The 24,876-nt window shown below is 66.0% G+C and carries 18 protein-coding genes; 10 read left to right on the top strand and 8 right to left on the bottom strand.

Annotated features, from left to right (window positions below):
• The first annotated feature begins 110 nt into the window (after positions 1-110).
• From L0U83_RS21035 to L0U83_RS21015, 5 genes are all read left to right on the top strand, one after another.
• Positions 111-1,067 (top strand): helix-turn-helix transcriptional regulator, encoded by a 957-nt coding sequence (locus tag L0U83_RS21035; protein WP_201700147.1) that lies wholly within the window; start codon positions 111-113, stop codon positions 1,065-1,067.
• A gap of 127 nt (positions 1,068-1,194) precedes the next feature.
• Entirely contained in the window at positions 1,195-2,871 is a 1,677-nt protein-coding gene (gene boxC / locus L0U83_RS21030; protein WP_233885970.1) for a 2,3-epoxybenzoyl-CoA dihydrolase, read from the top strand.
• A 39-nt stretch (positions 2,872-2,910) separates the two neighbouring features.
• Entirely contained in the window at positions 2,911-4,338 is a 1,428-nt protein-coding gene (gene boxB, locus L0U83_RS21025) for a benzoyl-CoA 2,3-epoxidase subunit BoxB (RefSeq protein ID WP_233885969.1), read from the top strand.
• A 52-nt stretch (positions 4,339-4,390) separates the two neighbouring features.
• Positions 4,391-5,650, top strand: a complete 1,260-nt coding sequence (boxA, locus tag L0U83_RS21020) for a benzoyl-CoA 2,3-epoxidase subunit BoxA (RefSeq protein WP_233885968.1) — start codon at positions 4,391-4,393, stop codon at positions 5,648-5,650.
• Positions 5,651-5,792: 142 nt separating this feature from the next.
• Positions 5,793-6,242, top strand: a complete 450-nt coding sequence (locus tag L0U83_RS21015) for a PaaI family thioesterase (protein ID WP_233885966.1) — start codon at positions 5,793-5,795, stop codon at positions 6,240-6,242.
• Between the two features lie 33 nt (positions 6,243-6,275).
• On the opposite strand, the gene L0U83_RS21010 is transcribed toward L0U83_RS21015, so the two are convergent.
• Both L0U83_RS21010 and L0U83_RS21005 read right to left on the bottom strand, forming a co-directional pair.
• On the bottom strand, positions 6,276-7,187 hold the full coding sequence (locus L0U83_RS21010; protein ID WP_233885964.1) for a ketopantoate reductase family protein: 912 nt from the start codon (positions 7,185-7,187) through the stop codon (positions 6,276-6,278).
• Positions 7,188-7,252: 65 nt separating this feature from the next.
• Positions 7,253-8,110 (bottom strand): NADPH-dependent oxidoreductase, encoded by an 858-nt coding sequence (locus L0U83_RS21005; protein WP_233885962.1) that lies wholly within the window; start codon positions 8,108-8,110, stop codon positions 7,253-7,255.
• Positions 8,111-8,364: 254 nt separating this feature from the next.
• Between L0U83_RS21005 and L0U83_RS21000 the strand changes: the two genes are divergently transcribed.
• Positions 8,365-9,225 carry an oxidoreductase gene (locus tag L0U83_RS21000; protein ID WP_233885960.1) on the top strand — a complete coding sequence of 287 codons (861 nt, stop codon included), beginning with the start codon at positions 8,365-8,367 and terminating at the stop codon, positions 9,223-9,225.
• Between the two features lie 9 nt (positions 9,226-9,234).
• On the opposite strand, the gene L0U83_RS20995 is transcribed toward L0U83_RS21000, so the two are convergent.
• Together L0U83_RS20995 and L0U83_RS20990 are read right to left on the bottom strand one after the other, a co-directional pair.
• Positions 9,235-9,867, bottom strand: coding sequence for a hypothetical protein (locus L0U83_RS20995; protein ID WP_233885958.1), 633 nt, complete (start codon positions 9,865-9,867; stop codon positions 9,235-9,237).
• 14 nt (positions 9,868-9,881) lie between these two features.
• A complete protein-coding gene (locus L0U83_RS20990) occupies positions 9,882-11,276 on the bottom strand; it encodes a selenium-binding protein SBP56-related protein (RefSeq protein ID WP_233885956.1) in 1,395 nt (464 codons plus the stop codon).
• Between the two features lie 253 nt (positions 11,277-11,529).
• On the opposite strand from L0U83_RS20990, the gene L0U83_RS20985 reads away from it, so the two are divergent.
• Positions 11,530-11,844, top strand: a complete 315-nt coding sequence (locus L0U83_RS20985) for a DUF4148 domain-containing protein (RefSeq protein ID WP_233885954.1) — start codon at positions 11,530-11,532, stop codon at positions 11,842-11,844.
• Between the two features lie 126 nt (positions 11,845-11,970).
• Here the strand turns inward: L0U83_RS20985 and L0U83_RS20980 are convergent, their stop codons facing one another.
• Positions 11,971-12,528, bottom strand: a complete 558-nt coding sequence (locus L0U83_RS20980) for a TetR/AcrR family transcriptional regulator (RefSeq protein ID WP_233885952.1) — start codon at positions 12,526-12,528, stop codon at positions 11,971-11,973.
• Positions 12,529-12,638: 110 nt separating this feature from the next.
• On the opposite strand from L0U83_RS20980, the gene L0U83_RS20975 reads away from it, so the two are divergent.
• The 3 genes from L0U83_RS20975 (at position 12,639) to pbpC (ending at position 22,117) form a co-directional block, all read left to right on the top strand.
• Positions 12,639-13,427, top strand: coding sequence for an SDR family NAD(P)-dependent oxidoreductase (locus L0U83_RS20975; protein ID WP_233885950.1), 789 nt, complete (start codon positions 12,639-12,641; stop codon positions 13,425-13,427).
• Between the two features lie 378 nt (positions 13,428-13,805).
• Positions 13,806-19,844 (top strand): alpha-2-macroglobulin family protein, encoded by a 6,039-nt coding sequence (locus L0U83_RS20970; RefSeq protein ID WP_373321073.1) that lies wholly within the window; start codon positions 13,806-13,808, stop codon positions 19,842-19,844.
• Positions 19,841-22,117 carry a penicillin-binding protein 1C gene (gene pbpC / locus L0U83_RS20965; protein ID WP_233885947.1) on the top strand — a complete coding sequence of 759 codons (2,277 nt, stop codon included), beginning with the start codon at positions 19,841-19,843 and terminating at the stop codon, positions 22,115-22,117. The genes L0U83_RS20970 and pbpC overlap by 4 nt, the downstream gene beginning before the upstream one ends.
• Before the next feature lie 17 nt (positions 22,118-22,134).
• On the opposite strand, the gene L0U83_RS20960 is transcribed toward pbpC, so the two are convergent.
• The 3 genes from L0U83_RS20960 to L0U83_RS20950 are packed head-to-tail and all read right to left on the bottom strand — an operon-like array spanning position 22,135 to position 24,867.
• Positions 22,135-23,649, bottom strand: a complete 1,515-nt coding sequence (locus L0U83_RS20960; RefSeq protein WP_233885946.1) for an efflux transporter outer membrane subunit — start codon at positions 23,647-23,649, stop codon at positions 22,135-22,137.
• Positions 23,646-24,650 (bottom strand): efflux RND transporter periplasmic adaptor subunit, encoded by a 1,005-nt coding sequence (locus tag L0U83_RS20955; protein ID WP_233886594.1) that lies wholly within the window; start codon positions 24,648-24,650, stop codon positions 23,646-23,648. Before L0U83_RS20955 ends, L0U83_RS20960 begins: the two co-directional genes overlap by 4 nt.
• Before the next feature lie 7 nt (positions 24,651-24,657).
• Positions 24,658-24,867 carry a DUF1656 domain-containing protein gene (locus tag L0U83_RS20950; protein WP_201700131.1) on the bottom strand — a complete coding sequence of 70 codons (210 nt, stop codon included), beginning with the start codon at positions 24,865-24,867 and terminating at the stop codon, positions 24,658-24,660.
• Positions 24,868-24,876: the final 9 nt, after the last annotated feature.

Genomic DNA, 24,876 nt, shown 5'->3' with positions numbered 1-24,876 from the left:
CTGCGACGATCGGATTTGTCGTCGACGGACCTTTTCGCGGAAAATTAGCGGTTAGCAAAATGCATGTCAAGCACTATAGTACATAAAGACGGATTCAGAGATTCCCTAAGATGAAGCAAACTTACATTGCCGAGCTGCCAGCGGAAGCCGCCGACGACGCCGCACGCGGCGAGCGCGCCGAACGCGATCCGTTTCTGACCGCCATGGGCGAGCGCGTGCGCATGCTGCGCGCGCGGCGTGGCATGACGCGCAAGACGCTCGCGGCGGAAACTGGGCTCTCGGAGCGGCATCTGGCGAATCTGGAGTCCGGGGTGGGGAATGCCTCCGTGCTGGTGTTGCGGCAGATCGCGAACACGCTGAACTGCCCGCTCGCCGAGGTCATCGGCGACGTCACGACTTCGTCGGCGGAATGGCTCCTGATCCGCGAGCTGCTGCAGGGGCGCGACCCGGCTGCCTTGCAGCGCGCGCGAGTGGCGCTCGCCGAGATGTTCTCGCAGACCAGCGCCGATCCGCATCGCAACGAGCGTATCGCGCTCATCGGCCTGCGCGGCGCGGGCAAGTCCACGCTGGGGCGCATGCTCGCGCAGGAGTTGAAGGTGCCGTTCGTCGAGCTGACGCGCGTGATCGAACAGCTGGCGGGTTGTCCGCCGTCGGAGATTCATTCGCTGTATGGCGCAAGCGCATATCGCCGGTATGAGCATCGGGCGCTGGAGGCCGTGGTCGCGGAGCATCCGCGCGCCGTGATCGCCTCGCCGGGCGGCCTCGTTTCCGAGCCGGCCACGTTCAATGTGCTGCTCGCGCACTGCTTCACCGTCTGGCTGCAGGCCGCGCCTGAAGAGCACATGCGCCGCGTCGTGGCGCAGGGCGACCTGCGCCCCATGTCGGGCAATTCGGGCAACAGCGAGGCGATGGACGACCTCAAACGGATCCTTGCGGGCCGCAGCGAACTGTATGGCCGCGCCGATATGACCTTCGACACCAGCGAAAAGACCCTCGCCGACGCCTACCTGCAACTGCGTGACCGGCTCGCCGCGCGCCTGGCCGCTGAGGCGCCTCGCATCGAGTAAATCGCACCCGCGTGCTACGGCGTTGCGGGTTTACCCCTTAGCATGCACTAAAATGCACTAATGTGCTTTACATGAGTATTCCATTGCACTATCGTTCATTGAAACGAAGTGCAGAAAGGAGACGCTCATGGCCGCAGTCGAAACCGCCGTCGCCCCGCAGCGGGTCGATTACCGCACCGAACCTTCGCAGTACCGGCACTGGAAGCTAACGTTCGACGGCAACGTGGCGACGCTCGGCATGGATATCGCCGAGGATGGCGGCATTCGCGACGGCTACAAGCTGAAGCTGAATTCATACGACCTCGGCGTCGATATCGAACTGCACGATGCACTCCAGCGCATCCGTTTCGAGCATCCGAAAGTGCGCACCGTCGTGCTGACCAGCCTGAAGGACCGCGTGTTCTGCTCGGGCGCCAATATCTTCATGCTCGGCCTCTCCACCCACGCGTGGAAGGTCAACTTCTGCAAGTTCACCAACGAAACGCGCAACGGCATGGAAGATTCGTCGCGCCATTCAGGCCTGAAGTTCATTGCGGCCGTGAACGGCGCCTGCGCTGGCGGCGGCTATGAACTGGCGCTCGCCTGCGACGAGATCATGCTCGTGGACGACCGGTCCTCCTCGGTCGCGCTGCCGGAAGTGCCGCTGCTCGGCGTGCTGCCGGGCACGGGCGGCCTCACGCGTCTCACCGACAAGCGCAAGGTGCGCCACGACCGCGCCGACATCTTCTGCACCGTGGTGGAAGGCATTCGCGGCGAACGCGCAAAAGCCTGGCGCCTCGTGGATGAAGTCGTGAAGCCGAATCAGTTCGGCCAGGCCGTGCAGGCGCGCGCGCTCGAACTGGCGGCCGCGAGTGATCGGCCAGCTAACGTGAAGGGCGTAGCGCTTACGCGTATCGAGCGCGTGGAGCACGGCAATGGTCTGAGCTACACAACCGTCGACGTCACGATCGACCGCGCGAAGCGCACCGCGACGTTCACGGCGAAAGCGCCCTCGGAAGTACCTGCTTCGGATATCGAATCAATTGTCGCCGTCGGCGCGTCATGGTGGCCGCTGCAGTTCGCGCGAGAACTGGACGACGCGATTCTCTGCATGCGCACGAACGAACTCGACATCGGCACGTGGATCCTCAAGACCGAAGGCGATGCGCGCACCGTACTCGCCGCCGATGCCGCGCTGCTCGCGCACCGCGACCACTGGTTCGTGCGCGAGACCATCGGCATGCTGCGCCGTACGTTGGCGCGCATCGATGTTTCTTCGCGTTCGTTGTTCGCGCTGATCGAACCGGGCTCGTGCTTTGCCGGCACCTTCGCCGAACTCGCGTTCGCGGCCGACCGCACGTACATGGCCGCACTGCCCGCGAACGAAGACGAGGAGCCGGCCATCACGCTCTCGGAAGCGAACTTCGGCCTCTATCCGATGGTCACGCATCAATCGCGCCTCGCGCGGCGTTTCTATGAGGAGGCCGAACCGATCGATGCCGTGCGCGCAACGATAGGCCGGGCGGTCAAGCCGGTCGAGGCGGAGCGTCTTGGCCTCGTGACGGCCTCGCCCGACGACATCGACTGGCCCGACGAAATCCGTCTCGCACTGGAAGAACGCGCGGTCATGTCGCCCGACGCGCTCACGGGCCTCGAAGCAAACCTGCGCTTCAATGGCCCGGAGACGATGGAAACGCGCATCTTCGGGCGGCTCTCCGCGTGGCAGAACTGGATCTTCAACCGTCCCAACGCCGTGGGCGAGAAGGGCGCGCTCAAGGTGTACGGCAAGGGCAGCAAGGCGCAGTTCGACGTCGCCCGCGTCTGATAGCCGTATCCGCCGCCGCAATTGCCGCAAGGAACCGCAATGTCCACGATCAACTACAGCGAAAAGATCCCGAACAACGTCAACCTCGCCGACGACCGCGCGCTGCAGCGCGCCCTCGAACAGTGGCAGCCCAACTTCCTCTCGTGGTGGGGCGACATGGGCCCCGACGGTTCGCACGGCTATGACGTCTATCTGCGTACGGCGGTGAGCGTCGACGCGGGCGGCTGGGCGCACTTCGACCACGTGAAAATGCCTGACTATCGCTGGGGTATCTTCCTCACGCCAGGCGAAGCGGATCGCAAGATCCATTTCGGTGCGCACAAGGGCGAGGCCGCGTGGCAGGACGTGCCGGGCGAGCACCGCGCGAATCTGCGCCGCATCATCGTCACTCAGGGCGACACGGAGCCCGCCTCCGTCGAGCAGCAGCGTCATCTCGGCCTAACCGCGCCCTCCATGTACGACCTGCGCAACCTGTTCCAGGTGAACGTGGAAGAAGGCCGGCACCTATGGGCGATGGTGTATCTGCTGCATCGCTACTTTGGCCGCGATGGTCGTGAGGAAGCCGAAGCATTACTGGATCGCCGCTCGGGTGACGATGACAACCCGCGTATTCTCGGCGCATTCAACGAGAAAACGCCCGACTGGCTGGCGTTCTACATGTTTACGTATTTCACCGACCGCGACGGCAAGTTCCAGCTTTCGGCGCTTTCCGAATCCGGCTTCGACCCGCTCGCGCGCACGACGAAATTCATGCTGACCGAAGAAGCGCATCACATGTTCGTCGGCGAATCGGGCATCTCGCGTGTCGTGCAGCGCACCGCTCAGGTCATGAACGAACTGAAGACCGACGACGCGAAGCGCCTGCGCGCCGCGGGCGTGATCGACCTCGAAACGATCCAGCGCTACCTGAATTTCCACTATTCGGTGACGATCGATCTGTTCGGCGCCGACCATTCATCGAATGCCGCGACGTTTTACAGTTCGGGCCTGAAGGGCCGCTATGAAGAGACCAAACGAGACGACGACCACCAGCTCGAAGGCCAGCAATACCGCTTGCTCGACGTGCAGGACGGCAAGCTCGTGGAGCGTGAAGTGCCGATGCTCAATGCGATGAACGAAGTGCTGCGCGACGACTACATCAAGGACTCGATTGCGGGCGTGAACCGCTGGAACAAGGTGCTGGAAAAGGCTGGCATCGATGCTCGCTTGATCGTGCCGCACAAGGCGTTCAACCGCCAGATCGGCACCTTCGCGGGCGTGCGTGTTTCGCCGGACGGCCGTGTGATCGGCGAGGCCGAATGGGCCGCAAATGAGGCGAAATGGCTGCCCACCGCGGAAGACCGCGCCTACGTGGCCTCGCTCATGGGCCGCGTGGTCGAGCCGGGCAAGTTCGCCAACTGGATCGCGCCGCCGGCCATGGGCATCAATCGGCAGCCAATCGATTTCGAGTACGTGCGCTTTAATTGAGGGGAGCGGCGGTGCGCAGCGACGAGTTCGCGCGCCGCGGTGGGAGACAAACATGAACGGTCCGCTACCCGTGGAAATTGTCAGGCAACACCTGATCGATCCTGAAATCTGCATACGCTGCAATACGTGCGAGGAAACGTGTCCCATCGACGCGATCACGCACGACGGCACCAACTATGTCGTGAAGGCCGATGTCTGCAACGCTTGCATGGCCTGCGTACCGCCATGTCCCACCGGCGCGATCGACAACTGGCGCAACGTGCTCAAGGCCGAGGCGTACACCATTGATGAGCAGTTCACGTGGGACGAGCTGCCCGCGCAGAACCCATCGGTTGCAGCGCCAGCCGTCGCGCAGGAATCGGGCGATCGGCCCAGCGAAGCACAAGCGGCGCCGAGTACCTCTGATTCGCCCGTCGGCGGCTCCGACATGGTGCGCGGCTCGACCGTGCCGCCTTGGTCGGCGGCGCGCCCCTATGTCCAGCTCTACACGCACAAGGCGTCCACCACCGCGACCGTGGTCGGCAACTATCGCCTCACCGACGACACCACCGAAAGCGACATCCATCACATCGTGCTCGATTTCGGCGCCATGCCGTTCCCGGTGCTGGAGGGGCAGTCTATTGGCATCCTGCCGCCGGGCGCGACCGCGGAAGGGCGGGCCCATCATGCGCGCCAGTATTCGATCGCCAGCCCGCGCGACGGCGAGCGTCCCGGCTACAACAACGTCTCGCTCACGGTGAAGCGCGTGACGCGCGATCACAGCGGCAACGCAACCGATGGCGTGTGCTCGAACTATCTCTGTGACCTGAAGAAGGGTGACGTGGTGACCGTGATCGGGCCGTTCGGCAATACCTTTCTCATGCCGAACCATCCGAATTCGCATCTGCTGATGATCTGCACGGGCACCGGTTCCGCGCCCATGCGCGCGATGACCGAATATCGCCGCCGCCGCAGGCTCAAGGGCGGGACCGGCAAACTCATGCTGTTTTTCGGCGCGCGCACGCAGCAGGAATTGCCATATTTCGGACCCCTGATGAATCTTCCGAAGGATTTCATCGACACGAACCTCGCTTTTTCACGTACGCCGGGCGAGCCCAAGCGCTATGTTCAAGACGCCATGCGCGAGCGCGCCGTGGACGTTGCGCAACTGCTCAAGGACGGCAACACGCATGTCTATGTCTGCGGGTTGAAGGGCATGGAGGATGGCGTGCTGCAGGCGCTTCAGGAGATCGCCGAGAAGCACGGCATGGGCTGGGAGCCCTTGTGGGACCGTCTCAAACGGGAAGGGCGGTTGCATTTCGAGACGTATTGAAACGTCCGGATGCAATGAATCGAGGCCTGAATCGAAACCCGTCAAAAGCCCGCGATGATTTAAGCACGATCGTTCGAAAGGCGTTACGATGGCGAATCGCAAAGGCGCGCGCGGTCGCGCGCCAAACGTCGGAGACGTCTCGATGAATCTCGTTGCTGAAATGCCCGCCGGCCTGACCGGCGTCGAACAGTTGCTGCACATGCTGAACGGAAGCCGTGGCCCGGCCATTGGCGAAACGCTCGGCTTCAGGCTTGTCGAAGTCGAGGAGGGCCGCGCCGTGTTCGAGGGCACGCCCGGTTTGCACGTGTACAACCCGATCGGCACGGTGCACGGCGGTTATGCCGCGACACTGCTCGATTCCGCGTGCGGTTGCGCCGCGCACTCGCGACTCGGCCCGAATCAGGGCTATACCACGCTGGAACTGAAGGTCGCTTACCACCGGCCCATGACCGCCGATACCGGCGTGGTACGCGCGGAAGGGCGCGTGCTCAGCATTGGCCGCCGCGCCGCGTTCACGGAGGCCAGCATCACGGATGCGCAGGGCAAGCTCTACGCATCCGCGACTTCCACCTTGCTCGTATTCGACCGCTGATGCGTTGTGGCCGGCGCGCGACCGACGAGCGAACTAGATCGCCGCGCGCGCCTTGTCCTCGATGAGCCGCACGAGCGTTTGCAGCATGCGGTTCGCAGGCGTGGGTACGCCAAGCGCCGCGCCGCGTTTCACGACGTAGCCATTGAGGTGATCGATCTCGCTGAGTTTGCCGCGTGCGAGATCCTGCGCCGTGGACGAGTACTGGCCCGGCATGGTCTGCGCGATGCGCGGCACGGCGCTGTCGATGTCCGGCGGCAGCGTCACGCCGTCGGCCCGAGCGACGGCCACGCATTCGCCGACGATGTCGTGCATCGTCTCGCTCACGCCTGCGCCCTTCACGAGACGTCCATAGGGCAATTGCGTGATCGCCGAGAGCGCGTTGTACGCGCAGTTCACGATTAGCTTGGCCCAAAGCGCGCCGCGCACATTGGGCGAGATTTCCGTGGGCACGCCCGCGTCGATGAGCGTGCGCGCGGTGGCGTCGCTCGCGCGTGAAGGTTCGATCACCAGTTCACCGCGCCCGTGATGGCGCACGTGTCCGGGCCCCGCCATCTCCGTGGCGACATAGACCACCGCGGCCGCCACGTCTTGCGCAATCACGGTGCGCAGGCGCTCCGCGTTATCCGCGCCATTCTGCAGCGTGAGCACGAGCGTGTCGGCACCCAGATACGGTTTGATCGCGGCGCCTGCGTCTTCGGTGTCGGTCGACTTCACGCAGAACAGCACGAGGTCCGCGCCTGCCACGGCCGACGCTTCGGTGCTGGCCGTGAGATGCGGCGCGCCGATGCGCTCGTCGAACTGCTGCGCTTCGAGACGTAGCCCGTCGCGCGTAATGGCCTCGACGTGCTGGGGCCGGCCGATCAAGACCACATCGTGTCCCGCGCGCGCGAGCATGCCGCCGAAAAAGCAGCCTACTGCGCCTGCGCCCATGACGGCGACTTTCATTTGCGTTTCTCCTGTGTGGCGTGCGAACGTCGTTGCCTGTGATATTCGGCGGCGTGCCGGCGTGTTCAGCGCAGCTCGAAGCCGAGCGCGCCCAGCGCGTCGCGCAAGCGGTCGCGGCCGTGCAGCGACTCGCGGCTGCGCCAGCGCGCGAGCGAGCGCACGGTCCAGCCTGCCGCGCTCAATCCCTGGGCGGTCTGGAAGCCGCCCATTACTTCGTCGTACTGTGCAATTGCCGCCGCTTGCGAGGGCGCGTCGTATTGTTCGCGGTGGAGCACGACCTCCTGCGGCAAGCGCGGTTTCACATCCGCGGGGCGCGTTTCGTCGGGATAGCCCACGCACAGGCCGAACACGGGGAGCACGCGCGGCGGCAGGCCCAGTTCCGCGGCCACCTGCTCAGGCTGATTGCGGATGCCGCCGATATACACGGCGCTCATGCCGAGCGATTCGAGCGCGACCACGGCGTTTTGCGCGGCAAGCGCCGCGTCGATCATGCCGACGACCAGCGTCTCCATGTAATGCAGACCGTCGACGCTTGCCCCGCTGCGCGCGCCAGCCGCTTCGAGGCGCGAGAGGTCCGCGAGCCACACTAGAAAGAGCGGCGCCGCGCGAACATGCGACTGGCCGCCCGCAAGCTCGGCGAGGCGTGCCTTGCGCTCGGGGTTCTCGATGGCAACGACGCTCCACGTTTGGAGGTTCGACGAGGTCGAGGCCGATTGCGCCGCTGCGATCAGCGTTTCGAGCGTGCCTTCAGGCAGCGGACGGTCCGCGTAATTGCGCACCGAGCGATGCGCGAGCAGCGTGTCGAGCGTATCGTTCCAGGCCGGCAGCGGCGCGGACCACGGCGTGCCATAGCGCGCTTCGAGGGCGCGCATGGCATCGGCGATTTCGGCAGCGGGGTGCGCGGGCGTGGTGACGGTGGACATCGGGTTTCTTCTCCGGCAGGTGACAGTTGAATCGGGGCGCTGAAATCGATCGCGGCGCCAAGCGCCGTATGGTACATGGGTCGGGCGATTGGCGCAGGCGTTCATCGGCACGGGCTCAGGGCGCGCCTGCAGAGTTCGTGCGTGACCGGTATCATCTCATTCTGCGCATGCGTTCGCTCTTGGCGGCGGCGCCATCTTTTGCTTTCCCATGTCTTCGGCAGCCTTGTCTGCCCCTTCTTCCGGGAGGCTATCCCATGTCCGTTGATTCCCAGAATGCGTCGCCGGTCTGGTTCGTGACCGGCTGTTCGACCGGCTTTGGCCGCGAGCTTGCCCGTGCCGTGCTAGCGCGCGGCTGGCGCTGCGTGGCAACTGCGCGCAACAAGGCGTCGCTAGACGATCTCGCGCCCGAGGCCGGCGATCGCCTGCTGCCCGTCTCGCTCGACGTGACCGATGCCGCACAAGTCGACGCCGCCGTCGCGGCCGCGCAAAAGCAGTTCGGCGCGATCGACGTGCTCGTCAACAACGCGGGCTACGGCTATCAGAGTTCGATCGAAGAGGGCGAGGAGCACGCGATCCGCGCGCAGTTCGATGCCAACGCATTCGGCCTGTTCGCGCTCACGCGAGCGGTGCTGCCGGATATGCGCGCGCGCCGCAAGGGACACGTCATCAACATTACGTCGGTGGCGGGGCTCGCGGGCTTCCCGGGTTCTGGCTACTACGCGGCCTCAAAACACGCTGTGGAGGGATTCTCCGATTCGCTGCTGGCGGAAGTCGGACCGCTCGGCATCAAGGTGACCTGCGTGGAACCGGGGCCGTTTCGCACGGACTGGGCAGGCCGCTCGCTCGTGCAGACGCCGAGTCGTATCGATGACTATGCCGAAACGGCGGGCGCGCGCATGAAGCGGACGGCTGAGGGCAGCGGGCATCAACCGGGCGATCCGGTGCGCGCGGCGCAGGCGATGATACGCATCACGGAAGCCGAGAAGCCGCCGCGGCATCTCGTGCTGGGCGCATTCGGCGTGGATGCGGTGGCGAACCGCTTGCGCGCGGCGCTTGCCGATATCGAGGCATGGCGCGAGTTGAGCCTGGGCACGGATTATCCGGCGGGGAGTTGACTCAGAGGCTCAAGCAGTTGCGATCATCAACGTGCCGGTCGCCACGAGCGCCCCGCGCCAGAGCCAGTCGAAATTGATCCAGCCGCGCCGCAGTACGCCAAGGCCGAGATACTCGTAGGCGAGCAGCGCGATTCCCGCCGTGGTGGCGAGCGTCGTGACCGTATGCAGTGCGGTGAACGCAAACGAAAGCGCAAGCGGGTTCGCGAGCCCCGCTGCGCCACCGCACAGCGGCAGCATGGCGGGCATCAGCATGAGTCCCGCGCCGTGCAGCGTGGCCATCAACGCGGACCACGCTGCAAGCCCGGCAAAGCCCACGGTCATCCCCACGCGCGCGCGGTGCCGGTGCCCATACGCATGCTGCCAGGCGGCCCACGCGATCAGCAGTGCGCCCAGCCCCCAATGCAGCGCGGCGCCCGGCAGATGCGCGCCCAGCGCTGCCGTCGAACTCGTGAACAGCAGAATGGACGCGGCGTGACCGAGCGCGATGGGCGGCAAAGCAAGCAGCAGCGCCGCGCGGCTTCCGCGCTGCAGCCCGAGCGCGGTCGCGAAGAGCCAACCCATCGCCGGGTTCACGCCGTGAAAGACGCCGCTGCCCACCACCGCTGCCCAGGCGCCCCAATGCGCGCCGAAGACTTCCTCCATACGATGCCCCGCGCTTATGGGTAGCAGTACGAATCAGATGAGCAGTCGCCGCCTTCGAGCCGTATCTGGTGCGGCCGGTGCGACTTCGGCCATTCGACGAAGAATCGCTGGTCGAATTCGAGGCCGCCTTCGGGCGAGGCGTCGAGTTTCACCATCCAGCCATCGATGCCTTCGGGATAGAACTGCGGGTCGATCGCACCGTAAAGCGAGTTGCTGAAATAGACGCGCCGGCCGTCGCGGCTCACTTCGACCATTTGCGGTCCGCCGTTCAGCTCGCGCCCGGGCGCAGAGGGATGCGCCGCGCGCGCCGCAACGCCGCCGATGCGCACGCAACCCGTCAGGCGCGCATGCTCGGGGTCCGACACATCGTACTGCCGCAAATCTCCCGTTCCCCAGCACGCCGCGTAGAGGAAGCGGTCGTCGAGCGAGAGCGCGATATCGGTGACTAGTGGGGGCACGGCCGCAAAGCCTTTGAGCATGGGCGGCAGATGTTCGGGATCGGCCGGTTCGGCCGGAATTTCGATGATCCTGCGTGCGGCCCACTGGTCGCCGTCGAGATACCACTGCCAGAGCGAGGCCGAGAGGTCCTTCAGGCTGATCACGGAATTCACGAAACCGTAGGGCCGCGTGGGGTTGTGCGCAGGGCGTAGTTCGAACACGAGTTGGTTTTCCGCGCCGAAGTCGAGCACCTGCTTGTGCTGGCGCGAGTGCAGATCCCAGAAGTGCAGGCGATGGCCGTATTGGCCGCCGAGCAACACTTCGGGCACGAGGCCGTTCTCGAAAGTCGCGGGCAGGCCCCATTCGCTCGTCACGAGCGTGTCATAGCCGAGGTGCCACCAGCCGTCGTAGGCGAGCTGTTGCGGGCCGCGATCGATCTCCCATTGGCCAAGAATGTCGAAGCTCTCGTGGTCCATCAGGAAGACGCCGCCGGGCGCCTCGCCCTGCGCGTTCGCAAGCGACGTCACATAAATGCCATCCGGCCCGCAATGCACGGTGTGGGGGCGCGTGTAGCCCGCGCGCTGCGCGACGCTCTCGGGTTCGTGCACGCGCGTGATATGGGGGCGGCGCGCGTCGGGCTTCGTGTCGACGATATGAATGCGCGAGGAGCGCAGCCCGGGCACGACGAGATAGCGGCGCTCACTATGCGCGTGGGGAGCGTTGGGGCACAGACACGAGCTGCAGGCATTCCAGCCGAAGTGATGAAGCTCGTCGCCGACGTTGGGCATAGCCAGCCGGTGCACGATGCGCCCGAATTCCGGCGAGCGCGGGTCCAGATCGATCACGTCGAGCGAATCGGGCACGCTGCGCGTGGGGTCGAAGCTGGCGACGTACGCCAGTGTCTCCGGCGGGGCATCGCCTGCCATGCGCGCAGACGGGTAGAAGGTCGGGTCCGGTTGCCACGTCGCCATTGCTGCCTCCTCATCGAAGATTCGGAAGAGTCCCTATCATGCATCAGAGTGGAACAGTGCGTTGCACGTATGGTCCATATTCCATCCGGATAGAAGCTTATGCATTCGAGCAATGAGCGCCGATTATCTGCGCTGCGAGAATAGTAAATTCGCTTTTGCCGCATTTATTCGCAAGGCTAACGTTCCTAGACTTGTAGTCAACGGATGCAGACAAGCCACTGCACCGATTCGATCAAGTTATTGGAGGTTAGTCATGAGAACACTTATCAAGGCCGTTGCGATCGCTGCCGTGCTTGCAGTGCCGGCCATTTCATTCGCGCAGTCGCAAGGCACTAATGGTCCTGTGACGCGTGCGCAGGTGCGCAGTGATCTCGTGCAGCTCGAAGCCGCGGGTTATCGTCCTTCGGTGAACGATCTGTATTATCCCGTTGATCTGCAACGTGCCCAGGCGCGCGTAAATGCGCAAAACGGCGCTTACGGCCCGGCAACGAGCGGTTCTTCTGAAAGCGGCTCGCGTACCGATGGCGCTGTGAGCAGCTATTCGCCGCCGGTGTATAACGTGCGTTGAGTTTGAAAGCAGTACGAAGTCAATGCAAGCCGCATGGTGAATATCAGCCCGCGACGGCGCGAAAGCGCACGGCGGGCTGATTCATTTCCCGCCCGCTCGCCCTCACATCACATACCACCGCCGGTTTCAGCTTCGCGGCGCTTCGCGCTCGCGAATCCAGGCGCGCGTGGACGCGAGGATCTCGTTCGATAGCGCGGGATCGTCGCACAGCCGCGCAAGCACGACCGCACCCACCATCGCGGCCCAGCCGCCAATTGCCGCTTGGCGCGCCGCAGCGGCGCCGGCGCCATTCATGCCCGCACTCAAGCGCTCGATTTGACGCTCGAGTCCTGCCGCCATGACGGCGCGCGCCTCGGGCGTTTGCCGCGCCGTTTCAGCGGCGAGCGCCGCGGTTGGACAGCCGCCGGCCACGTTGTCGCGATGCTCGGCAGAGAGGTAGCGCGACGCATAGCGCGCCAGATCCGAATCGCCGCCTTCACCCTGTGCAAAGACGTGGGCGAGCGTTTGCGCGATCAGCTCGTCTTTCGACTTGAAATACCCATAGAACCCGCCGTGCGTGAGCCCGGCGGCGCTCATCACGTCCGCGACGGTCACCGCGTCGTAGCCGTGCTCGCGAAAGAGCCTGCCGGCGGCTTCCAGGATCTGCTGGCGATTGATCTCCACCTGTTCGCGACTGACCCTCATTGTTCTCTCCCGTTTCCTTCGATCGACGCTTGACATTATACATGATCGTCATCATGATTCCGTTTACATGACGTTCATCATGTAAACGGAATCCCAAAGGAGAAGTTTCGATGTCTGTTAAACCTGCTGTCCTGATCACTGGCGCATCCACGGGTATCGGCGCCGTGTACGCCGACCGTTTTGCCAAGCGCGGTCATGACCTCGTGCTGGTGGCGCGCGATCGCGCCCGCATGGAAGACCTCGCGGCGCGCCTGCGCGAGCGCGATGGCGTGAACGTGGAAATCGTTCGCGCCGATCTGGCCTCGCATGCCGATCTCGCGCTGCTTGAGGTGCGCCTCGCAGAAGACTCACGCATCGGAGTGCTGATCAATAACGCCGGTGCGAGCCTGCCTGGCACATTCGTCGAACAGGGCCCGGAAGCAGTGGGCGGCCTCATCGATCTGAACGTCACGGCGGTTGCGCGCCTCGCCGCAGCGGTCGCGCCGCGCTTTGCGCGCGAAGGCAACGGGGCGATCGTGAACGTCGGTTCGGTCATTGGCCTCGCGCCGGAGTTTCGTTCGAGCGTGTATGGTGCGACGAAGGCATTCGTGCTGTACTTTTCGCAGTCGCTGCACCTGGAACTGGGAGCCAAAGGCGTGTATGTCCAGGCCGTCGTGCCCGGCGCCACCCGCACCGAAATCTGGGAGCGCTCCGGAAAGGACGTGAACGCATTGCCGGCCGTGATGGAAGTGGATGACCTCGTCGACGCGGCGCTCGTGGGCTATGACCGGCGCGAGACAGTGACGATCCCGCCGTTGCCCGAAGCGCAGCAGTGGGCCGATTACGAAGCCGCCCGGTCTGCAATGTTCGCGAACTTCGGCCAGTCGAAGCCGGCGGCGCGGTATCGCGAAGCCGCGTAATCCGATGTATTGCGAGCGGCCACCGGTCGCTCGCATTGCGTAGCGAGCCACGAGGTGCGCGGCCCCCACAGCGCGCCTTTACTACGCACCGTCGCCACGCCTTCACCCCATCTCTCACCGGCTCGCGTTCGCAAGCCGCGCTAGCGTATTCCTGGCGGTCCCCCCTTCGCCCTAGCCCGTTCGAAAATTCAGCGGTTTCCGATATCACCGGTTGCCAGGTCGCGGCATGCTGCGCGCGGGCGCTCGCATTCTGCGCGACCCGCCCGCGCGAGCGCGTGGCCGGCCATTCCCGGCGCGTGAGCGCGCGGCGCCCTGTACCATTCACCGCACGCCGCACGGCAATGCCCGCGCGGCGTGCGCGCAAACGAGGACCGGTCGATGCAACGAATAACACGAAAAACTGGCGGGTGGTGGACGTTGGCGCTAGCTCTGGTGCTGGGTTTATGTATGGTCTGGGCGTGGCGCGCCTATGCAGCGCGTGCGGTGAGCGTATCGCCGCAAGGGACCGTGGCGCAGGTGCGCCAGGTGGTGGTGAAGTTCGACGAGGCCATGGTGACGTTCGGCGCACCCGATGCGAAGGACCCCGCGCGCCTGCAATGCAGCAACGCGGCGGCCAGTGCGGGCCAGGGCCGCTGGATCGACGGCAAGACTTGGGCCTACGATTTCGCCGCCGATCTGCCGCCCGACGTGCAATGCAGCGTCACGCTCGCCGACGGGCTCAAATCGCAGGCGGGCAACGCTGTGACGGGCGCGCGCCGCTTCACGTTCTCGACGGGCGGTCCGTTTCCGGTGAGCGTGCGTCCCTATGGGGGAGAAATAGAGGAGAACCAGGTATTCGTGCTGAAGCTGAATGGCCCAGCCACGCCGGCTTCCGTGCGCGAGCACGTCTGGTGTGAGTCGGGTGGACTCGGCAACCGCATCCCCGTGCAGCCTGTCGATGCGTCCACGCGCGCGGTGTTGCTCAAACATTTCCGGCTCGACAAGGACAGCGCGAGCGTGCTCACGCTCGCCTGCCAGCAAACGCTGCCTTCCAGCGCGAAGATGCAACTCGTGTACGGAAAGGGCGTGGCGGGACCGAACGGTACGCCCAACGACGTGGAGCGCCGCTTCGATTTCACGGTGCGCGCGCCATTCACCGCGAGCATGAGTTGCGAGCGCGAGAATGCGAAGGCGCCATGCACGCCGCTGCGGCCCGTGCGCGTCGATCTGAGCGCGCCCATTACGCGCGCCGACGCGCAAAAATTCCGCCTGCAAGGCCCGAAGGGCGAAGTCGCGCCGACCTTCCGCACGGACGACAAGGACAACGAAGTCAGTTCGATCTCATTCGCCGCGCCCTTGCCCGATCACGCGACGCTTACGATCACCGCGCCCGCGGGCCTCAAGGACGTAAGCGGGCGAGCGCTCGCAAACGCCGATCTGTTCCCACTGCATACGGCGACCGCGCCGATGCCGCCGCTCGCGAAATTTCCGTCGTCGACCTTCGGCATCATCGAGCGCTATGCGGAGCCGGGCACGCCGCCGCTCGTGCCGGTCACTCTGCGCAACGTCGAGGCCGACCTGCACGTGCAGGGGCTCAACACGGGCGAGGCGAAGTTCGCAAAACTCGCGGTGCAGTCCGATACCGACATGCGCCGCTGGATGCGTCTCGTCGATCAGTTCGACAACTTCGGCATGAGCGAAACGTCGATCGACAAGCTGATGCCTGGGCTGCTCGCACGTGCGAAGTCGCCCGTGGTGATTCCGCGCACGACGGGTGAGGGGGACGACGACGCGAAGGAGCGCATCATCGACGTGCGCTCGCTCTCGCTGCTCGAAGGTCAGCCGGGCGTGCAGACGCTTGCGCTGCCCAAATCCGATCCCAAGTCGCTCCGGCCGTTCGAAGTGGTGGGCATACCCGTGCCGAAACCGGGCTTCTACGTGATCGAGCTCGCATCGCCAACGCTTGGGGCATCCCTGCTCAGCAAGCCCGCGCCCATGTACGTGCGCACGACCGTGCTCGTCACCAATCTCGGCGTGCACTTCAAGCAGGGCCGCGAGAACAGCGTGGTGTGGGTCACATCGCTCGACAAGGGCGAGCCGGTAGCGGGCGCCGACGTGCATGTATCCGATTGCAATGGCGAGACGATCGCGACGGGAAAGACGGATTCTCACGGACTGCTGACGATTAACGGGCCGCTTTCGAACCGCCGCGACTGCAGCGAAAACAGCTATGGCGGGCTGTTTGTTTCGGCGCGCATCGACGATCCGAAAACAGGCCCCGACATGGCGTTCGTGCAGTCGGACTGGAATCGCGGCATCGAGTCGTGGCGCTTCAATGTGCCGACCGACACGAGCGTGGAGCCCACGGTGCGCGCGCGTACGGTGTTCGACCGCACGCTGCTGCGCGCGGGCGAGACGGTGTCGATGAAACACTTCATCCGCGCACAGACGATGCGGGGATTCGCGTTCCCGCAGCACTACCCCGCGCGCGTGACGATACGGCATGCGGGCAGCGGGCAGACGTGGCATCTGCCGCTCAAGTGGGCCGCCGACCATACGGCTGACTCGACCTTTGCGTTGCCGCCGGAAGCGAAGCTCGGCGAATACGACGTCTCGCTCGACGACGGCGACGCGAATGCGAGCACGGCGGACGAAGGCAACGACGAAGGCGGCAACAGCGCGGACGCGATACACATGAGCTACGACGGCGGCAGCTTCCGCGTGGAAGCATTCCGCTTGCCGGTGCTCAAGGGCACGATAGCCGTACAGAACGAGAAGACGTCGCCGCTCGTCGCGGCCACGCAGGCGAGTGTCGCGGTGCAGATCGATTACGTGTCAGGCGGCGCGGCCTCGAATCTGCCCGTACAGGTTTCGGCGCTCGTGAAGGACACCACACCGTCATTCGCCAGCACGTACAACGATTTCAGTTTCACACCGTACGTGAAGGGGAACCTGGCCGATAACACATCTGAAGACGAGGAGAGCGGCCCGCAGGAGGACAACGAGGTCGCGAAGCTCGTGGCCGACAAGGAGCCGCTCACGCTCGACCGCAACGGCGCGGGCACGCTCGTGCTGAAGAACCTGCCGAGCGTGGATGCGCCCAAGCGCTTTGCGCTCGAAGCGACCTTCGCGGACCCGAACGGCGAGGTGCAGACCATCAGCGGCGCGGCCACGCTCTGGCCAGCGGCCGTCGTGGCGGGCATCAAGTCGGGGCATTGGGTTTCCGTGGGCAGGACGGTGCCGGTGACGGCGATTGCGCTCGATCTGCAAGGCAAACCGCACGCGGGCGTGAAGCTCGAAGTGCGTGGTGTCGCGAAGATCACGACCACGGCGCGCAAGCGCATGGTGGGCGGTTTCTACGCCTACGACAACCACACGCAAACGCGCGATCTCGGCACGCTGTGCAGCGGCACGAGCGACGATCACGGCGTGCTCACGTGCGACGCGAAGCTCAAGGAAGCGGGCAACATCCAGCTCGTGGCCACGGCGCGCGACGGCGACGGCCATGCGTCCACGGCGACGACTTCGGTCTGGGTCACGCGCGAGGACGAACTCTGGTTCGGCAGCGAGAACACGGACCGCATCGACGTGTTGCCGGAAAAGACGAGCTACGAACCCGGCGAGACCGCGCGCTTCCAGGTGCGCATGCCGTTTCGCTTCGCGACGGCGCTCGTGGCCGTGGAGCGCGAGGGCATCATCGAAACGCACGTGGTACAGCTCGACGGGCGCGACCCGACCGTCGAGTTGAAGGTGAGCGACACGTGGGGGCCGAACGTCTACGTTTCGGTGCTCGCGCTGCGCGGGCGCATTCACGAAGTGCCGTGGTATTCGTTCTTCACCTGGGGCTGGAAAGCGCCGCTCGAATGGGCGCGTGCGTTCTGGTACGAAGGCCGCCAGTACGAAGCGCCCACGCCGCTCGTCGATCTTTCCAAGCCCGCTTTCCGTTATGGCCTCGCGCAAATCCGTGTGGGCGACGCGGCGCACCGCCTGGCGGTGAACGTGACGCCCGACGCGAAACGCTACGCGGTGCGCGCAACGTCGCACGTACAGTTGCGCGTGCAACTTCCCGGCGGGCAGCCGGTGCCCGCGGGTACGCAGATCGCTGTAGCGGCCGTGGATGAAGCGTTGCTCGAACTCATGCCCAATCGCAGCTGGGATCTGCTCGACGCCATGCTGCAGCAACGTGCGTACGGCGTGGAAACGGCCACGGCGCAGATGGAGATTGTCGGTCGTCGTCACTTCGGGCGTAAAGCGGTGCCGGCGGGTGGCGGCGGCGGCCATGGCGCGACGCGCGAACTCTTCGACACGCTGCTCTACTGGAACCCGCGCGTCACGCTCGACGCGAACGGGGCGGCGCAAGTGGATGTGCCGCTGAATGACTCGATCACGCGCTTTCGTATTGTTGCAATCGCGGCGAGCGGAGTGGCGCGCTTTGGCACGGGCAGCGCGACGATCGAGAGCACGCAAGACCTGCAACTGATCTCGGGCCTGCCGCCGCAAGTGCGCGAAGGCGACACCTTCCGCGCGCAATTTACGCTGCGCAATACGACTCCACGCGCGATGAAAGTGCTGGTCACGCCGAACGTGCCGCCGCTCGCGCTTGGCGCACAGACCGTGGACCTCGCACCCAATTCTTCGCGCGAGATTGCGTGGACAGCCGCGGTTCCGGACGATCTCGCAGAAGCGGAGCGGCCCGCGCTCGTCTGGAACGTGAGTGCGGCGGAGCAGGGCGGCGCGCATGCCGCGGACGCGGTGAAGCTCGCACAGCAGGTGAGCGCGGCGATACCTGTCACGGTGCAGCAGGCCACGCTCGCGCAAGTGGACGGCACGCTCTCGATTCCCGTTGCGCCGCCGGCCAATGCGAGCGCGACGCGTGCAGGCGTCGTGCGAGGCGGCATCGCGGTGTCGCTGCAGCCGAAGCTCGCAGATGGCTTGCCCGGCGTGCGCCGCTGGTTCACGCGCTATCCGTATTCCTGCCTCGAGCAGCAAACGTCGATTGCGATCGGCCTGCGGGACCCCGTGCGCTGGCAGGCGGAGCTTGCGCGCCTGCCCGTGTATCTGGATCGCGACGGCCTCGCGAACTACTTCCCGCCCGCCGACGGCAGCGCGAGCCACGGCAGCACCGCGCTCACCGCGTATCTGCTCACGGTGAGCGACGAGGCGTCGAAGCTCGACCCACTCTTCGCGCTTCCCGACGCCTTGCGCAGCAAGATGGTGGAGGGCCTCACGCGCTTCGTGGAAGGCCGCATCGAGCGCAATGCCTGGGCGCCGCGCCGCGACCTCGATCTGCGCAAGCTCGCGGCCATCGATGCGCTCTCGCGCTACGGCGCGGCGAACGCACGCCAGTTTGGCTCGATCGAGATCGCGCCGAACCAGTGGCCCACATCGGCTGTGATCGACTACGCGGAAAGTCTCGCGCGCATGCGTGACGTGCCGGATCGCACGGAGAAGCTGGCGCAGCTCGAGCAGATCCTGCGCTCGCGTCTCACGTGGCAGGGCACGCAGCTGACGTTCTCCACCGCCGCCGAAGACGATCTGTGGTGGCTCATGACCGGCACGGAGGTCAACGCGGCGCGCCTCGCGCTGGCGTTTGCCGATAACCCGGCGTGGAAGGATGAAATGCCGCGGCTCATCGCGGGGCTGCTCGCGTTGCAACACAACGGCGCATGGAGCACGACGACGGCGAACGCATACGGCTCGCTTGCGGTTGAGCGCTTCTCGCGCGTGTTCGAGCGCGATCCGGTGACGGGCGCGACGAAGATCCAGCTCGGCGATACGTCTCGCGTCGTCGGTTGGAACGCGGCGGCGCAAACCGCTGCGCAAGCGGCATCGAGCGCCAGCGGGGCCACGGCGGCGACGCGTAACGCGCCCGCGCGCAGTACGCTTCTCGCGTGGCCCAAGCAGAACGCGGCCGCGCCCCTCACGCTGACTCACGAAGGAACCGGCAAGCCTTGGGCCACGGTGGAAGGCCTCGCGGCGGTCGCGCTGCGTGCGCCGTTCGCGGCGGGCTATCGCATCGCGAAGACCATCACGCCGCTGGGCGGCGCGGTGAAGGGCGTGTACACGCGCGGCGACATCGTGCGCGTGCGCCTCGACATCGACGCGCAGACCGACATGACGTGGGTCGTCGTGAACGATCCGATCCCCGCGGGCGCGACGATCCTCGGCTCAGGGCTCGGACGCGATTCGGCCGTGGCGACGCAGGGCGAGAAGCAGGACGAGAACGGTCCGTGGCCAGCATTCATCGAGCGCGGATTCGACGGTTATCGTGCTTATTACGAGTTTCTGCCGAAGGGCAAGATTTCGGTGGAGTACACCGTGCGGCTCAATAACGTCGGCACGTTCGGGTTGCCGCCCACGCGCGTCGAGGCGCTTTATGCGCCCGCGACGTTCGGCGTCGCGCCGAACGCGCCGATGGTCGTGAAGGCAGCGCAATGAGCCGCCCATTCGCGCGACGGCATCGCTTCGCGCGGGCGCCTGGCGTTGCCGTGCTGTGCCTCGTGCTGCTGCCGCTGCCCGCGTTCGCACTGCCGACTTTCGATGACGTGCGCAGCCAGTGGCAAAGCTCCGACTGGGTCCTACTCGCGCGCGACGGCACGCCGCTGCAGCGCACGCGCGTGGAACACACCGCGAGGCGCGGCGACTGGGTCGCGCTCGCCGACGTTTCGCCGGCGCTGCGCGAGGCGATCGTCGTTTCGGAGGACAAACGATTTTACGAGCACAGCGGCGTGGACTGGCGCGGCGCCGCCGCCGCCGCCTGGGCGAACCTGTGGAATACGCGTACACGCGGGGCGTCCACGGTCACGATGCAGCTCACGGGCCTGCTCGACGACGACCCGAAGCACTCGGGCCAGCGCTCGCTCGCGCAAAAGGCCGTGCAGGCGGTGGACGCGCTGCGGCTCGAACGCAGTTGGCGCAAGGACCAGATTCTCGAAGCGTATTTGAACCTCGTGCCGTTCCGCGGCGAGTCGGTGGGGCTTTCCGCGCTTTCGCAAACGCTGTTTGGCAAGGCGCCATCGGGGCTCGACGAACGCGAATCGGCCGTCGCCGCCGCGCTGATCCGGGCGCCCAATGCGCCCTATACGAAGGTCGCCACGCGCGCGTGCCGAATTTTGCGCGACATGCGCGCCGCGAGCGGCGATCGTGGTTGCCCGAATCTCGATGCCTTCGTGCAGATGGCCTTCGCGCGCCCATCCATCACCGCCGACGATCCCTCGTTCGACGGCCGCAGCGAAAACTCGCCGCAGCTTGCGCCGCACTTCGCGCGCCAGATCGCGAACGCCGTGCACCCCGCGCCCGGCATGCGCGTGCGCTCGACGCTCGACGCCAACCTGCAACGCTACGCGCGCGACGCGCTCACGCGCACGCTCATCGAACTCAACGCGCGGGCGCATCCACGCAACGTGCAGGATGGCGCGGTGGTCGTGCTCGATAACGCAACGGGCGAAGTGCTCGCCTGGGTGGGGTCATCAGGAGGCCTATCGAAGGCGCGCGAGGTCGATGCGGCGCTTGCGCTGCGCCAGGCGGGCTCGACGCTCAAGCCTTTTCTCTACGCCGAAGCCATCGACGAGCGCCGCGTTACGACCGCTTCGCTGCTCGACGACGCGCCGCTCGATCTTGCGGCGGGCGGCGGCCTCTACATGCCGCAGAACTACGACAAGGGCTTCAAGGGCTGGGTGAGCGTACGCACTGCACTCGGTTCGTCGCTGAACGTGCCGGCCGTGCGCACGCTCGTGATGGTCACGCCGCATCGTTTCGCGAAGACGCTCACGTCACTCGGCCTGCCGCTTACGCAAGCGGGCGACTACTACGGCTTCAGCCTCGCGCTGGGGAGCGCGGACGTGAGCCTCGTCACGCTCACGAATGCGTATCGCGCGCTGGCCAACGGCGGCGTCGTGAGCCCGATCGTCGAATTGCCTGCGCCTGCGAAGGTTGCGTCGAATAGCGCGTCAAAGCGCGTATTCAGCCGCGAGTCCGCGTTCATCGTCACCGACGTCCTCGCCGACAACAACGCGCGCACGCGTACCTTCGATTTCGACAGCCCGCTGGATACGCGCATGTTTTCGGCAGTCAAGACGGGCACGAGCAAGGACATGCGCGACAACTGGACCGTGGGCTTCACGTCGCGCTATACGGTGGGCGTGTGGGTCGGCAACGCGGACGGCTCGCCCATGTGGGACGTTTCCGGCGTGAGCGGCGCGGCGCCGGTGTGGGCCGCGATCGTCGGCTATCTGCATCGGCGCGTGCCAAGTGTCGCGCCTGCCGCGCCGCCTGGCGTCGAACGCGTGCGCGTGCAGTTCGCCGATGCCGTGGAGCCGTCGCGCACCGAGTGGTTCATCGCGGGCACGTCAACGCCGCTGGTGGGCCTCGCCTCGAACGCCGCGGATCTCGCGCGCGGCCCGGCGCAGATCGGCAGCCCCGTGGACGGCACGATCTTCGCGCTCGATCCCGACATTCCGGCGCAGCGTCAGCGCGTATGGTTCGAGCGCGCGACGGGCTCGAGCGCGCGCGTGAACTGGCGGCTGGACGGCAAGGCGCTGGGCGGCGCCGCGCGCGTGGCGTGGCTGCCTTGGCCAGGCAAGCACACACTCGAACTCGTCGATGCGCGAGGACAAGTGACCGATACCGTGCGTTTCGAGGTGCGCGGCGCGCTTGCAAAGCCGCAGAAGTCGATGCGCGCCGACGCCGCGCAAGGCGGCGTGGCGCGCTAAGGGAGAAGCAAGCGCCTTTAATTCGCTGGCGCGGGCGAAGTCGCCGCGGCGGCTGCCGGCGCGCTGTGGGATCCCTGCGCACCTTGCTGCTGCAGCGTTTGCTGATTCCCTTCCCAGCCGCCGCCAAGCGCGAGGAACAACCGCACCTGGTCGAGCGCAACCTGGCCTTCGGCCGCCGCGACCTGCGCATGCACGGTGGTCAGGGTGCGCGTGGCGTCCAGATCGGAGAGGAACGCTTCGCGGCCCGCCGCATAGAGGCGATGCGTTTCGTCCGCCGACTGCTGCGCGGACGTGTAGGCCGTGCGCAGCGAATCGGCGCGCTGGTCGTCGGCGGCGTAGGTCGCGAGGCTCGACTGCGTTTCGCGCAGCGCGTTCAGCACCACGCCGTCGAAGTGCGCGAGCGCGCCGCCTGTCGCGGCCTCCGCTGCGCGCACGCGGGCGCGCTGGCCATTGGCCGGGAAGGTCCAGTTGATCAGGGGTCCGAATGACCACGCATTGGTCGCAGGAGTGAACAGATCGCTGGTCAGACCGATCGTGCCCACGCCCGCGCCGAACGTGACGTCGGGGTACATCTCGGCGATCGCCACGCCAATGCGCGCCGTCGATGCCGCAAGCTGGCGCTCGGCCTCGCGCACGTCGGGCCGGCGCTTGAGGAGCGCGGCGCCGTCGCCTACGGGAATCGGCTGCTTGAGCCTGGGCAGGCGGTTGCACGCGAGCGCGGCGGGGGGCAGATCCTTGGGCGCGCGCGCGAGCAGCATGGCGAGCTGATACTGGGCCACGTGGCGGCGTCCCTCGAAGCGCGGGATATCGGCGGCGAGCGTGTCGGCCTGAGTCTGCCCGCGCGTCACGTCGGGCTGGTTGCCGCGGCCCGCGTCGCGCAGGCGCTTCGTGAGCGCCACGCGTTCTTTCTGCAGCTTGAGCGATTCCTTCGCGATCTCCAGCTCCTCAGCTGCCGAGCACGATTCCACGTAAGCCTGGGCCACGTTGGCGACCACGGTGATGCGCGCGAGATCGGCGGCGGCTTCCACGGCCGCGTCGTCGGCGTTCGCGGCTTCCACGCCGCGCCTGAGCTTGCCGAACAGATCGAATTCGTAAGACACGTTGATGCCGAGGTCGCCCAGGGTCGCAACGGGCACCTTTTCGAACAGGAGGAACTGCTCGCCCGACACCTGCGCGCGCTCGACGGCGGCATGCGCGCTGCCCGAGAAACCGCCCTGTGCGTTGGCGACATCGACCACCGCACGCGAGCGCGCGAGGTTCGCGGCCGCGACGCGCAGGTCCGTGTTCGACTTCAGCGCTTCCTGCACGAGCTCGTTGAGCGTGGGGTCGTCGTAAAGCTGCCACCAGTTGGCGGGCACGCCCAGTTGCGACACGGGCGCGTGGTCCGCGCCTTCGATCGGCCCTTGCGCGAGTGGCGAATTGACTGCGGCTTCCTGTGGCACGTGGTAGTTGGGACCGAGCGTGATGCACGCGCCCAGTGCGAGCGCGAGCGGCGTAAGGGCAAAGCTGCGCCAGAGACTGCGGCGTGTCATTGCGAAGCTCCGGCGGCCCGTGAAGCGGGCTGTGGAGCGGGCTGTGAAGCGGCAGCAGCGCTCGCACCCATGGCGGGCTGCGAGGCGACGGCGCCGCTCGCGTTCTTCGCGCCTGCGGCCTTGCGGTCGTTGTTCGCCTCCGTGCGCACGGCCACCGTTGCCGTGCGGCCCGCGATCATGCGGAAATCGGCGGGCACTTCGTCGAGCGCCACGCGCACCGGAATGCGCTGCGCAAGACGCACCCAGCTGAACGCCGGATTCACGTTGGGCAGCAGGTTCGGCGCCGCCTGGCGGTCGCGGTCCTCGATCGCCGCGACGATGCTTTGCACATGACCGCGTAGCGGGCGCGCCTCGCCCATCACCGTGATCTCGACGGGTTGACCGATCTGGATGCCGTGCAGGCGCGTTTCCTCGAAGTAGCCATCCACGCGGAACGAATGCATGTCCACGACGGCGACCACCGCGCGGCCTGCCGTGACGTACTCGCCAACACGCGGCGCGCGGTCGTTCAAATAGCCGTCCACGGGGCTCACGATCGTCGTGCGCTGAAGATTGAGCCTGGCGGTGTCGACCTGGACCTGAGCGTCGGCCGCCGCGGCTTCGCCCTGATCGACACGCGTGCGGCTTTCCTCGAGCGTTTCCGCCGCCACGAGATTGCCGAGCGCAATGTTGCGCGCGTATTCGCGCTTTGCCTGCGCGAGCGTGGCCTTGCGCTGCTCGAGCGTGGCCTGGGCGAGACGCAGCGCGAGCGCGTAGCGCGCCTGGTCGATCACGAACAGCACCTGGCCTTGCTTGACCTGCTGGTTGTCGACGACGTCGACGCCGGTGATGAGGCCGCCTACGTCGGGCGCGACCTGGATCACGTCGGCGCGCACGCGGCCGTCGCGTGTCCACGGCGAGAACATGTAGTAGTTGACGATGCGCCACAGCACGAGGGCGGCGACCACGACGACGATGAGCGTCAGCAGGATCTGTCCTGCGGAGAACCAGGTTTTTTTCACGTTCACGTTATTTCACGAAGCGATGCGACACGATGACGACAGCAGCCAGCACAAAGACATAAATGCCAAGATCGAAAATGGAACGATGCCACACGAGCCGGTAAAAGCCGACGCGCGTGAGCACCTTGCCGATCACGACATTGATGAGGTACGCGATCAGCATCAACACAAGCACGGCGGGCACGAACACGCCAAAGATATCGATTTCGCCGATCATGATGCGGGT

The organism is Paraburkholderia flagellata, from assembly GCF_021390645.1.
Lineage (GTDB): Bacteria > Pseudomonadota > Gammaproteobacteria > Burkholderiales > Burkholderiaceae > Paraburkholderia > Paraburkholderia flagellata.
Note: the sequence above shows the minus strand (reverse complement) of the source record. Positions and strands in the feature narration are given on the sequence as shown.